This window comes from Nocardioides marinquilinus, assembly GCF_039543705.1.
Classification (GTDB): Bacteria; Actinomycetota; Actinomycetes; order Propionibacteriales; family Nocardioidaceae; genus Nocardioides; species Nocardioides marinquilinus.
In genome coordinates this window covers 890,804-902,844 of sequence record NZ_BAABKG010000001.1, presented here as the reverse complement: position 1 = coordinate 902,844, position 12,041 = coordinate 890,804, and the positions used below count along the sequence as shown (strand labels likewise).

At 75.7% G+C, this 12,041-nt stretch carries 9 protein-coding genes; 5 read left to right on the top strand and 4 right to left on the bottom strand.

Annotation, left to right across the window (positions count from 1 at the left end):
* Positions 1-5: 5 nt before the first annotated feature.
* Together ABEA04_RS04400 and ABEA04_RS04395 are read right to left on the bottom strand one after the other, a co-directional pair.
* Positions 6-1,235, bottom strand: a complete 1,230-nt coding sequence (locus ABEA04_RS04400; RefSeq protein ID WP_345454911.1) for a hypothetical protein — start codon at positions 1,233-1,235, stop codon at positions 6-8.
* A gap of 67 nt (positions 1,236-1,302) precedes the next feature.
* A complete protein-coding gene (locus tag ABEA04_RS04395; protein ID WP_345454909.1) occupies positions 1,303-2,418 on the bottom strand; it encodes a PrpF domain-containing protein in 1,116 nt (371 codons plus the stop codon).
* A 213-nt stretch (positions 2,419-2,631) separates the two neighbouring features.
* On the opposite strand from ABEA04_RS04395, the gene ABEA04_RS04390 reads away from it, so the two are divergent.
* The 4 genes from ABEA04_RS04390 (at position 2,632) to ABEA04_RS04375 (ending at position 5,870) form a co-directional block, all read left to right on the top strand.
* A complete protein-coding gene (locus ABEA04_RS04390; RefSeq protein WP_345454907.1) occupies positions 2,632-3,534 on the top strand; it encodes a LysR family transcriptional regulator in 903 nt (300 codons plus the stop codon).
* A 61-nt stretch (positions 3,535-3,595) separates the two neighbouring features.
* On the top strand, positions 3,596-4,804 hold the full coding sequence (locus tag ABEA04_RS04385; RefSeq protein ID WP_345454905.1) for an SPL family radical SAM protein: 1,209 nt from the start codon (positions 3,596-3,598) through the stop codon (positions 4,802-4,804).
* 123 nt (positions 4,805-4,927) lie between these two features.
* On the top strand, positions 4,928-5,059 hold the full coding sequence (locus ABEA04_RS04380; protein ID WP_345454903.1) for a hypothetical protein: 132 nt from the start codon (positions 4,928-4,930) through the stop codon (positions 5,057-5,059).
* A gap of 52 nt (positions 5,060-5,111) precedes the next feature.
* Positions 5,112-5,870: an SDR family NAD(P)-dependent oxidoreductase gene (locus tag ABEA04_RS04375; RefSeq protein WP_345454901.1), complete on the top strand. Its 759-nt coding sequence runs from the start codon at positions 5,112-5,114 to the stop codon at positions 5,868-5,870.
* Between the two features lie 4 nt (positions 5,871-5,874).
* On the opposite strand, the gene ABEA04_RS04370 is transcribed toward ABEA04_RS04375, so the two are convergent.
* Positions 5,875-6,894, bottom strand: a complete 1,020-nt coding sequence (locus tag ABEA04_RS04370) for an Ig-like domain-containing protein (RefSeq protein WP_345454899.1) — start codon at positions 6,892-6,894, stop codon at positions 5,875-5,877.
* Between the two features lie 181 nt (positions 6,895-7,075).
* Here ABEA04_RS04370 and ABEA04_RS04365 point away from each other — a divergent pair, with 181 nt between their 5' ends.
* A complete protein-coding gene (locus ABEA04_RS04365) occupies positions 7,076-8,539 on the top strand; it encodes an FAD-binding oxidoreductase (RefSeq protein ID WP_345454897.1) in 1,464 nt (487 codons plus the stop codon).
* Positions 8,540-8,564: 25 nt separating this feature from the next.
* On the opposite strand, the gene ABEA04_RS04360 is transcribed toward ABEA04_RS04365, so the two are convergent.
* Positions 8,565-11,927, bottom strand: coding sequence for an ATP-binding protein (locus ABEA04_RS04360; protein ID WP_345454895.1), 3,363 nt, complete (start codon positions 11,925-11,927; stop codon positions 8,565-8,567).
* Positions 11,928-12,041: the final 114 nt, after the last annotated feature.

Below are 12,041 nucleotides of genomic sequence, written 5' to 3'. Positions count from 1 at the left end.
GCACCTCAGCCGATCTCGATGTCGTAGTCGCCCTCGAGCAGCTCGAGGACGTCGTCGCGGACCTCGTCGTCGACCTGGTAGGCCTCGCCGATCCGCTCGGGCAGGTCGGCGGAGGCGTCGAGCGGGTAGCCGCCGAGCACCTCCTGCGCCGAGGTCTGGAAGGCGGGGTCCTGGCCGAGGCGGTCGGCCGTCGTCCGGAGCAGCTCGAGGGCCTCGTCGGGCGTGTCCTCGGGCACCCACAGCGCCTTCTGGTAGGTGTAGGTGAGCGCCAGGATGGCGGTGTAGGTGCGCATCGCGTCGGCGGGCGGCTGCTCGCCGTAGAGGTCCTCGTAGGCCTCGACGACCGTCGGCAGGTCGGGGAAGTTCGGGTCGCGCACGACGTCGCCGTCGTCGTCGACCTGGCCGAGGCTGAACAGCGGCACCGCGGTGCCGTCCTTCACCAGCGGGTCGACGGCGGGGCCGTAGGACGACGTGGTCTGGTAGTCGATGTCGACCTCGCCGCGCTGAAGCGCGAGGTTGACCGGCCCGCGGCCCTCGAAGCCGAAGGTGGCGTCGACGTCCGCACCGAGCAGGTCGAAGGCCAGCAGGGTGGTCAGGTCGAGGCTCGTCGCGGCGATGCCGCCGAAGGTGAGCGGCTCGTCGCGGTCGACGAGGTCGGCGACCCCGCGGACGCCGGCGGCGGTGCGCGCGTAGACGACGGCGCCGGTGCCGTTGGCGAGGATCGGCCGGAGGTCCTCGAAGTCGTAGCGGACCGCCGGCATGTCGAGCAGGTAGGGCACGACGGTCGAGGCGGTGCTCACCAGCCACTCGGTGCCGTCGGGCTTCGCCGAGGTCATGAAGTGGTTGGTGCCGAGGATGCCCTCGCCGCCGTCGTCGTTGACCGGCGCCAGCCCGGGGGCACCGGGGACGGCGTGGGTCAGCTCGCCCGCGACGAAGCGGGCCCAGGTGTCGGTGCCGCCGCCCTCGGCGAGCGGGATCATCATCTCGACCGTCTCGCCCGCGTAGTCACCGTCGGTGGTGGAGGCGGCCGGGTCGAGCAGGCCGCCGCCGAAGACGCTGACCCCCGCGGCGAGGGCGGTGAACCCGGCGACCACGGCGACGACGACCCCGCGCCGGGGCGGGGTGCCCCGCGTCGCGGTGTCCGCCGTGCCGTGGGCGACCGGTGTGTCCGGTGCCTCCGGCGCCTTCGGCGGGGTGCCGGTCGAGGTCGCGGCCTCGTCGACGTGCTGGGTCATGCCTTCCTCCAGGTGCGGTGAGCCTGCCACGGGAACGGCCCTCGTGGCAGGGAGTCGGAGCAGCTGCTCACGCCGAGACCGACGGCAGCAGGGGCGGGTCGGGCAGCACGACCGAGCCGTGTGCGAGCCGCCGGTAGGTGCGGGTGATGCCGACGACGGGGACGCCGTCGTGGGACTCGACGAACGTCTCGACGCACCCGGCCGGCGTCCCGAGACGCAGGCCGGTGGCGGCGTCGGCGTCGTCCACGAGCTCGTGGACGACGGTGCCGGGCAGCCCGCCGGCGAGGGTGAGCGCGACCGAGCCGGTGACGGGCACGGCCGGGTGGAAGCGGCCCATCGAGAGCATCCGCACGGTCAGGTCGGCGGGGGGCTCGTCGAGGTCGGCCGGGTGCGGGGTCGAGACGAGGGCGAGCTTGGGCACCGCCCGCTCGACCTCCTCGGGGGTCTCGGCGAGGCCCATGAGCACGCCGGCCTCGCGGCGGACGGCGTCGAGGCGGCCGAGCAGGCCGGGCGTCGCGTCGAGCTCGGCCGGGCTCTCGTCGCCGCGCACGCCGAGGTCGGCGGCGGCGACGGCGACGACGGGGGCGCCGGCGTCCACGAGGCTCACGCGCACCGCACCGACCGCGGCCGAGAGGACGTCGGAGGGCCGGCCGCTCGGCAGCAGCCGGCCGGTGCTGCGGCCGGCCGGGTCGACGAAGCCCATGCGCACGGGCGCGCCGAGGAACGGCACGCCGGGCAGCCGCTCGGTCGGCTCCTCGCTGAGGACGCCGCCGGGCGTGGCGACCTTCTGCACGATCAGCTGGCCGGTGTTGGTGTTGAGCACCCGGACGACGGTCTCGCCGTCGACGGGGGCCACCCAGCCCTCCCGGATCGCGAACGGCGCCACGACCGCGGAGCAGTTGCCGCAGTTGCTGCCCCAGTCGACCTTCGCCTCCTCGATGCCGACCTGGGCGAAGGTGTACTCGACGTCGACGCCGGCGGCCTGCGACGCGGCGAGGATCACCGCCTTGCTGGTGGTCGACGTCCCGCCACCGAGCCCGTCGACCTGACGGGCGTCGGGGCTGCCGTAGAGCCGGAGCAGCACCTCGTCGACCGAGAGGTCGGGCACCGCGAGGTCGTCGCGGCGGAAGACCCAGCACTTGCTGGTCCCGCCGCGCATCCAGGTCGCTGCGATCTCGCGCACTCGAGGCCTCCTCTGGTCGGTCCGGTCGATCCGGACCGGCATCAGGTTGGGCGACGGTGACCTGTAGCACAATCACGATCTGGCACAGTTAGTTGAAGCAATGCTTCATGGTCGAGTGCCGGCCCGGAAACCCCTCGCGCTCGTCGCCGCAGTTTCAGCGCTGCTGGAGCCTGCTTCACGGTCATGTAGCGATGCTTCAGGCACAATGTCGGCGTGCTCGACGTCAAACGACTGCAGGTGCTGCTCGCCGTGGTCGAGCAGGGCTCGGTCACCGCCGCCGCCGAGGCGCTGGGCTACACGCCGTCCGCGATCTCGCAGCAGCTGCTGCGGCTCGAGCGCGAGGCCGGCGTCCCCCTGCTCGACCGGCACGCCCGCGGCATGCGACCCACGGACGCCGGCCTGGTGCTGGCGCGGCACGCCCGCAAGGTGGTGCGCCAGCTCGCCGCCGCCGAGGCCGACCTCGCCGACATCGCCGGGGTGCGCCGCGGCAGCGTCACGCTCGGCACCTTCCCCACCGTGGGCAGCTCGTTCCTCCCGCTGGCGGTGCGGCGCTACCGCGAGCTCTACCCGGCCATCACGCTGACCGTCGAGAGCGGGCGCGAGGAGCACCTCATCCGGCTGCTCGAGGAGGGGCGGGTGGCGATGTCGCTGCTGTGGGACTACGAGTGGGAGCGCATCGAGAACGACGACCTCGTGCTCACCGAGCTGTTCGTCGACCCCACCGTGCTGCTGGTCGGCTCCGGCCACCGGTTCGCGCGGCGGCGCACGGTGCGGATGGCCGACCTCGCCGAGGAGCCGTGGATCATCCGGGCCGGCGGACACCCGGTGGTCGAGGTGCTCGAGCGCAGCGCGCTCGCCGCGGGCTTCACCCCGACCATCGCGTTCGGCGCCAACGACTACCAGGAGGCGCAGGCCATGGTCAGCGTCGGCCTCGGCATCGCCCTCGCGCCCCGCACCGCGACGGTCAACCAGCACCCCGACGTGCGGGTCGTCTCCCTCGGCGACACCGCACCGTCGCGCCGGGTGCTGGTCGCCCACCGCGACGGCCGGGTGCGTGGCGCCGCCGAGCTGGCCCTGCACGACGTCCTCGTCGACGTCGCCCGCGACTACCGCTAGCCGCTCCGCTCACCCGGCCGGCCCCTGCCCGCGGGTGCCGACGCGGCCTAGCGTCGAGACGGTGACCCCGCGCCCCGACGACGCCGTCGACCTCGCCGAGCCGCTCGCCCCCGAGCACGAGCTGCCGCACAGCGCGAGCGGCGGGCAGGACGACGTCGTGGAGCGCGACCTGGCCGACCTGGCCGACCCCTTCGACCCGGACCCGGGCCCGACCCGACGGTGGACGCCGAAGCGCGTGGCGATCACGCCCGCGGCGCTCGACGAGCCGCACGGCGTCCGCATCGTCGAGCGGGTCGAGGCGCTCGGCATCGAGGTCGAGCGGCTGAAGGGCAACCGGCTCACCGACGTCCGCGGCGAGACCGAGCGCGAGACCTACGCCCGGGCCAAGTCGACGCTGGCCGTGGTGGTCAGCCCGCCCAGCCGGCGCACGCTGCAGCCGATCGCGCCGAGCGCCGACTGGCGCGTCGACCTGGCCGAGGGCTGCCCGGCGCACTGCCAGTACTGCTACCTGGCCGGGTCGCTGTCGGGGCCGCCGGTCACGCGGGTCTACGCCGACCTCGACGCCATCCTCGACAACCTCGCCGGCTACGTCGGCACGGGCGCGGTCACCAGCCGGTCACGGCACCGCAGCGAGGAGGGGACGACGTTCGAGGCGTCCTGCTACACCGACCCGCTGGCACTCGACCACCTCACCGGCAGCTGGCAGCGCGCCGTCGAGCACTTCGGGGCGTGGGACGCCCCGGTGCAGCTGCGCTGGACCACGAAGTTCGACGACGTCGCACCGTTCGTGCGGCTCGACCACCGCGGCCGCACCCGGGTGCGGCTGAGCGTGAACTGCCTGCCGGTGACCGGCCGCTGGGAGGGCGGCACCAGCCCGCTGTCCGGCCGGCTCGCCGCCCTGCGCCGCCTCGCCCTCGCCGGCTACCCCGTCGGTCTCACCATCGCCCCGATCATGGCGCTCGAGGGCTGGCGCGAGCACTACGACGAGCTGCTCGGCCTGGTCGAGGACGCCGTCGCCGGCGTCCCCGACCTCGACCTGACCGCCGAGCTGATCACCCACCGCTTCACCGCCGGCAGCAAGGACGTGCTGCTCGGCTGGTACCCCCGCACCACCCTCGAGATGGACGAGGCCCGCCGCTCGGTCAAGCGCGGCAGGTTCGGTAGCAGCAAGCACGTCTACCCGCGCGAGGTGATGGCCGAGCTGCGCGCCTGGTTCGAGGCCGAGCTCGCCCGACGCATGCCCGGCTGCCGGGTCCTGTACTGGACGTGACCCGCCCGGCCCGTCGCGCGCCAGTGATGCCCGAAAGGGTGGCACTTACGTTGTAAGTTCACCGTGCGGGCCCGACGCGTCGTGTGGCGGGCCCGACCATCGTCCGTCCAGAGAGGCACCACCATGGGCAAGCCCCGTCGCACCTTCTTCCAGATGCTCGGCTGGCTGGTGTGGAAGATCCTCTCGATCTTCGGCCTGAAGTTCGCCAAGAAGAAGCTCGAGCAGAGCGAGAAGGGCAGCTCCCGACGGCGCTAGCCCCCCGCCGGGGAGGTGCCGGACGGCGGGCCGCCCGGCCTACCGTGGCGCCGTGAGCAGCACCGACGCCGCGTCCGACCACGGGTCCGACGAGCGGCTCGACGGGCGGGTCGCGCTGGTCACCGGCGGCAGCCGCGGCATCGGCCTCGCGGTGGCCCGCGGGCTCGGCGACCTGGGCGCGACCGTCGTCCTCGTCGGCCGCGACCCCGAGCGGGCCGAGGCCGCCGCCGCGGGTCTGGTCGCCGAGGGCGTCGACGCGGTCGGCGCCGGGTGCGACGTGTCCTCCCCCACCGAGACGGCCGCCCTGCCGCAACGACTGGGGCCGCTCGCCGCCGTCGACGTCCTCGTGTGCGCGGCCGCCGTCATGAGCGAGCGCACGGCCAAGACGCTGCGCACCAGCGAGGAGGAGTGGCGCCGGGTGATGGCGACCGACCTCGACGGCGTCTGGCGCACCATCGCCACGTTCGCACCGGGCATGGTCGAACGACGCTCGGGACGCGTCATCGCGGTCAGTGCGTGCCTGGGCCGGATGTCGGGCCCCGGCAACGCCGGCGGCCTCGCGCCCTACCGGGTGGCCAAGGCCGGCGTGAACGCCCTCGTGCGCAACCTCGCCCACGAGCACGGCCTCGGCCGACGCGGCCTGCTCGTCGACGCGACCTGCCCCGGGCACTGCCGCACCGACATGGGCGGGCCCGACGCCCCGCGCTCGGCCGAGCAGGGCGCCGAGACCGCGGTCTGGCTCGCCACCCGCCCGGCCGACGGCGCCGAGACCGGCCTGCTCTGGGAGGACCGGCAGGTCGTCCCCTGGTAGGTGGTCAGCCCACCCGCACCCGGGTCACGACCGACGTCGACGGCTTGACCGTGCGCGAGCCGGCGTACCGCACGCTCAGCCGGTGGACGCCGCGCGCGAGCCGGGGCAGCCGCACCGTGACCCGGCCCGACGTGCCGACGGTGCCACGGCCGATGGTGCGCGCGCCGTCCCGCACGACCACGGCCCCGGTGGCCGGCTTGCGGCTGGTCACCGTGACGACGGCCTTGCCGGCCGCACGAGCGCTGACCTGGTAGCGGGCCGCGGTGGTCGAACCCACGGGCGCGGGCGGCGCCGGGCGCTCGGCGACGAACAGCCCGACGTACGGGATGACGTACTGGCGGTCACTGCCCGAGCCGGTGAGGGTGTAGGCGAACTGGAAGTGATCGCCGGAGACGGCGACCGGGCAGGGCGCGTCACCGTCGACGCGGTCCTGGCACTCCGGCTGCTGGGTGGCGGGGCCCTTCATGGGCCGCGTGGCCCGCACCGGCAGCTGGATCTCCAGCACCTGGCCCTGCCGCAGCTCCCACGGCTTCCCGTCGGGCGTGCCGATCAGGTAGCCGCCGTGCGCCCCGTGGGCGAAGCTCAGCTGCCGGGTGCTCCACTGCGGGGCGCCGATCGGGGCGAGCGACCAGTAGATCGGCATCTCCTCGTCGGCGAACTCCAGCCCGGCCGGCGGCACCACCTCGGGCAGCACGCCGGTGCGCCCGAGGCAGGGCAGGGCGACCGAGCCGATGTAGCCCCGCACGTAGAAGATCTCCCCGACCTCGGGCACCTCGCCGTCGAGGCTGCCCCACCCGGCGTCGGCGCTCACGCCGACCGCGGGCTCCTGCGTCCAGCAGTCGAGGATCGTGTCCTGGTCGTGCTTGCCGTCGTTCCAGCTGGTCGGCCGACTGCCAGCAGCGGCGCCGGCGTTCTCGGCCGCGGTGGCCGGGCTGGTCGGCAGGCCGGTGGCCGCGGCAAGGGCCGCGAGCAGGCCGAGGACGGCGAGCCTCGCGCCGAGGCGGTGGCGGCGGGTGCGGGACATGGGTGCTCCTTCTCGTCTGACCCGGTCGCTCCGGGTGTGAGGAGCCTGGGCCGTGGTCCTTGCAACCGGCCTGACGTGCGCTTGCCCCGGCAGCAGGGTTACGTCAAGGCCCGTGCAGGGACGGCGGGTCACGGTGCTCCCCGTCGCCGGCGCCCGCCGGTGCAGAACGAGAGGAACGGCCGTGACCACCACGCCCACCAACACCACCCCGTCCACCGGCACGACCGGCATCACCGGCACCGCCGGTGCCGTCGACACCGTCGACCTGGACGGCGTCCACCTGCCCGGCACCGTGGCCTACGACCAGGCCGTCTCGCCTTGGAACGTCGCGGTGCCCCGCCGTCCGCTCGCCGTGGTCGTGGCCCAGGACGCCGACGACGTCGTCCGCGCCGTGCGGTGGGCCGACCAGCGCGGGATCCGCGTCGCCGTCCAGGCCACCGGCCACGGCGCCCACGGCACGCTCGACGACGTCCTGCTGGTCAACACCGCGCAGCTGGGCGAGCTGCACGTCGACCCGGTCACACGCGTCGCCCGCATCGGTGCCGGCGTCCGCTGGCAGCAGGTGCTCGACGCCGCAGCACCCCACGGCCTCACCGGACTCGCGGGCTCCGCCCCGCACGTCGGCGTCGTCGGCTACACCACCGGCGGCGGCCTCGGCCCCCTCGCGCGCACCTACGGCCTGGCCAGCGACCGCGTCGTGGCCTTCGACGTCGTCACCGGCGACGGCGAGCTGCGCCGCGCCACCGCCACCCACGAACCCGAGCTGTTCTGGGGGCTGCGGGGCGGCAAGGGCCTGCTCGGCATCGTCACCGCGATCGAGGTCGAGCTGGTCGAGGCCCCCGACCTGTACGCCGGGGCGCTGTACTTCGACGGCGCCGACGCCCGCGCCGCCCTGCACGCCTGGGCGCAGTGGTGCCCCACGCTGCCCCGCGAGGCCACCACGTCGGTCGCCCTCCTGCGGCTGCCGCCGCTGCCCGACGTCCCCCCGCCGCTCGCGGGCCGGCTGAGCGTCGCCGTCCGCTTCGCCTGGTGCGGTGACGCCGAGCGCGGCGCCGCCGAGCTAGCCGCGATGCGCGAGGTCGCGACGCCCCTGATCGACACCGTCGGCCCGCTGCCGCACGCCGCGATCGGCGCCGTCCACGCCGACCCCGTCGACCCGATGCCGTCGGCCGAGAAGCACTGCCTGCTCGCGAGCCTGCCCACCGACGCCGTCGACGCGCTGCTCGCCCTGGCCGGCCCCGACGCCGAGAGCCCGCAGATCGCCGTCGAGGTGCGCCAGCTCGGCGGCGCCGTCGCCGCTGCCGCCGACGGGTCGAGCGCCTACGACCAACGCGGCGCGGAGTTCTCGCTGCTCGCCGTCGGGCTCGGGGTGCCGCCGGTGGTCGACGCCGTCCACGAGGACGGCGCGCGCCTGCTCGAGGCGATGTCGCCCTGGGCCGCCGCAGGAGCGCTGCCGAACTTCGCCCCCGGCAGCGGACCGGAGTGGCTCGAGCGCACCTACACCCGCGCCACGGTCAACCGACTGGCCCGCGTCTCGCGGTGCTACGACCCGCGGTCGACCGTGCTCGGCGCCGCCGACCTGGCCGCCGTCCCGGCGACCGGGCAGACCCTGCGCTCCCGGCTCGGCTCGCTGGTGGGGCACTGACCGGCCCCGCGCGCCAAGACCGGGGTCAGGCGATCGACGCGCCGAGCTCGTCGCACCGGGCGACCCACACGTCGCTGCCGTTGCGACGGCACAGCTCGCGGGCTCGCGCCAGCAGCTCGCGCGCCCGGTCCGGCTGCCCGCCCAGCGCGGCCAGCCGGGCCAGGGCGGCGTCGACGGGGCCGAGCACCGGGCCCTGTCCGAGCGAGACCAGGCGCCCGCTGAACGGCTCGAGCAGCCGGACGACGGCGTCCGCCGCGTCGGCCAGGCCGAGCTCGCAGACGACGTGCGCCAGCACCATGACGTGGGCGAGCGTCGCCCAGGCGGTCGGGAACGGCTCCGTGAGCCGGCGCCGCACGAGCCGTGCCGCCTGCTCGTGGTCACCGCGGGCCCAGGCGCCGGCGGCGGCCCAGAGCACCGTCTCGAACCGCTCGAAGTCGGCGACCTCGTGCAGCCGTCCGGCGTCGAGCAGCAGCACCCGCAGGACCAGGTCGGCGAACCCGCCGTCGTACAGCTCGGTCGCGCGGTGGGCCTCCGCGGCCACGGCGTGCGAGGCCAGCGCCGCCTCGGGCCCCTCGAGCCAGTGCACGAGCCCGACCTCCATCCACCTCAGCTGGGCCCGCACCTCGCGCATGCGCAACCGGTCGCAGCCGAGGACGCCGGCGCGCACGTGCGCCTCGACCTGCGCGACGTCGCCGAGCGAGAAACACGACATCGTGTGGGCGCTGTGGGCGAAGGTGCGGTCGGTCTCGGCGTCGGGGCCGACCCTGGGCAGCGCCGCGAGTCGGTCGAGCAGCTGCTCGGCCTCCTCCGCGTGACCGGCCTCGCCGACGTAGGTCAGCACCCGGCCGACGAGCGCGTCGGCCAGCACGTCGGGGTCGCCCACCTCCTCGGCCAGGTCCAGCGCCCGCCGGCTCGCCTGGTCGGGCACGGTGGGGTCGGGGTCGTAGCACCGGCCGACGGCCAGGGCGGCGAGCACGCGGGCGCTCGCCGCCGGGGAGCCGGCGACGGCTTCCGCGACGGTGCCGAGCTGGGCCAGCATGGGCGCGGGGTCGGCGCCGAAGACCGCCCACGGCCAGGTGCCGGAGATGCGGAGCAGCGTCGCGGCCAGCCGGCCGACGGTGTCGGTGCGACCGAGCCGCACCGCCTCGCCGAGCAGCACCTCGAGCCGCTGCATCACCTCCTGGGTGCGACCCGCCCGTCCGAGCGCACGGACCGCTGCGATGACCAGGTCGTCGCGCTCCTGCAGCAGTGACGGGGTCGCGGGCAGCCGGTCGAGGGCGTCGGCGGCCTGCTGCCACCACGACGCCGCCGTCTCGGCCGACATCCGCTCCTCGGCCTGCAGTGCGGCCGCCCGGCAGGCCTCCACGACGTCGCGCGGCTCGGCCAGCGGACCCGCGGCGACCAGGTGGCCGGCGCGCTGCGAGACCCGTTCGGCGCCGGCCGTGGTCATCACCCGGGCCGCCTCCACGTGCAGCCGCTGGCGGCGCAGCTCGCTGAGCTCGTGCATCACCTGGTCGCGCATGAGGGCGTGGCTGAAGTCGTAGCCCGCGCCGCCCGCGACCGGCTCGATGATGCTCGCCTCGGCCGCGGCGTCGAGCAGGTCGAGCAGCTCGTCCTGCGAGAGCTGCGCCATCCGCGCGACCAGCGGCAGGTCGACGACCCCGCCGAGCGTGGCCGCGACCTGCAGCACGCGGCGCACCGGCGGCTCGAGGGCGCCCACGCGCTGCGCGAGCACGGTGCGGACGACGACCGGCACCTTGCCCTGCCGGCGGTCTGCCTCGGGCAGGCGCGCGTACTCGCACACGAACAGCGCGTTGCCGGCGCAGCGGGCGGCGAGGTCGGCCGCCTCGTCGTCGTCCAGCTCGGCACCGCCCACCTCGGTGGCGAGGTCGGCGACCTCGGACGCCGTCAGCGGCTCGAGCGCCAGGTGGGTGGCGCCCGGCGCCCGCAGCAGGCGCGCCGCGGGGTGCTCGTCGGACGCCGACGTGGCGTCACGGACGGTGACGAGCAGCAGCACCCGGGACCCGGCCAGCGCCGTGGCGAGGTAGCCGAGGGCCGCCCGTGAGTTGGGGTCGGCCCACTGCAGGTCGTCGACGAGGACGGCGACGGGTCGCTCGTCCGACCGCGCGGCGAGCAGGTCGCGCACCCGCTCGTAGACGGTGAACCGCAGCGTGTCGGCGCCGGCGCCGGCGGGTGCGGTGAGCAGCACGTCGGGGTCCTCGCCGAGCTCGCGAGCGACCTGGCGCAGGGGCCACCAGACCGGGGCGTCCTGCTCGTCGAGGCAGCGGCCGCGGACGACGAGGCCGCCCGCGGCGGCGAAGGAGGCGAGCACCTCCTCGGCCAGCCGCGTCTTGCCCATGCCGGCCGGGCCCGTGAGCACGAGCACGCGACCCTGCCCGTCGTCCGCGAGCACCGCCCCGGCGGCAGCGAGCGCCTCCTCCAGCTCGTGGCGCCGGCCGACGTAGGCCGGACCGCCCCGGGCCGGGCGCGGCGCGGGCGTCGGAGCAGGCGTCGGCTCGGGCTCGGGCTCGGGCGCGGTGCCGGCCGCGCCGCGCTGCGGTTCGGGCCAGTGGTCGAGCCACGGCTCCTGCCGCAGGACGGCGAGGTGGGTGGCCCGCAGCTCGGCCGACGGCTCGACCCCGAGGTGGTCGTCGAGGCCGCGCCGGTGCTCCTCGTAGAGCTCGAGGGCGTCGGGCGCGCGACCCACGCGATGGAGCGCGATCATCGCCAGCCGGGCGAGCGCGTCGTCGGACGGCCCCTCGCTCGCGGCCGAGACGGCGGTCGCCACCGCCTCGTCGAGCCGGCCCGCCCCGAGCAGCGCGGTGACCCGTGCAGCCACCACGCCGTCCCGGCGGCCGCGCCAGGCGAGCAGGTCGGCGCCCATCCAGTCCATCGGCCGCGCGTCGTGGAGCACCTCGCCCCGCCAGAGCGCCAGCACCGCGCCGGCGCGCGCCGCGGCGTCCTCCCACCGGCCCGACCGCACCAGCCCGCCGACCTCGTCGGCGCCGGCCAGGAACCGCTCGACGTCGAGGTGGCCGGGCTCGAGGTCGAGCTGGTAGCCCGACCCGCGGCGCACGAGGGGCGAGGTGCCCGTCGCCGGGGCGCGCAGCGTCGTCCGCAGGCGGGAGACGTAGACCTGCAGGTTGTTGACGGCGTTCGGGGGCGGGTCCTCGCCCCACACGACGTCGACCAGCCGCTCGGTCGGGACGACGCGCCCGCGCGCCACGGCGAGGCACGCCAGCACCACCCGCTGCTTAAGCGAACCGAGCTCGAGACGCTCCTCACCGCGCCACACCTCGAGCGGCCCGAGCACGTCGACCCGGAGGGAGTCCGACCCGTCGACCGGGGCGTCGAGCCGGTCGCGCTCCGAGGTGTGCAGGTCGTCCATCGCGGGACCATCCTGCCAACCGCGACCGCCAGCGGGGGCGGAACGGCCGATCAGGCCGGGCTGCGTGCCGGCACTGGAGCCTGACCGAAGGTGGTGGGAGCCGCCTGTCGGAAT

Coding starts and splice junctions, on each gene's coding strand:
- ABEA04_RS04380 (WP_345454903.1), top strand. CDS start 4,928: ATGGGCAAGCCCCGTCGCACCTTCTTCCAGATGCTCGGCTGGCTGGTG.
- ABEA04_RS04370 (WP_345454899.1), bottom strand. CDS start 6,894: ATGTCCCGCACCCGCCGCCACCGCCTCGGCGCGAGGCTCGCCGTCCTC.
- ABEA04_RS04400 (WP_345454911.1), bottom strand. CDS start 1,235: ATGACCCAGCACGTCGACGAGGCCGCGACCTCGACCGGCACCCCGCCG.
- ABEA04_RS04360 (WP_345454895.1), bottom strand. CDS start 11,927: ATGGACGACCTGCACACCTCGGAGCGCGACCGGCTCGACGCCCCGGTC.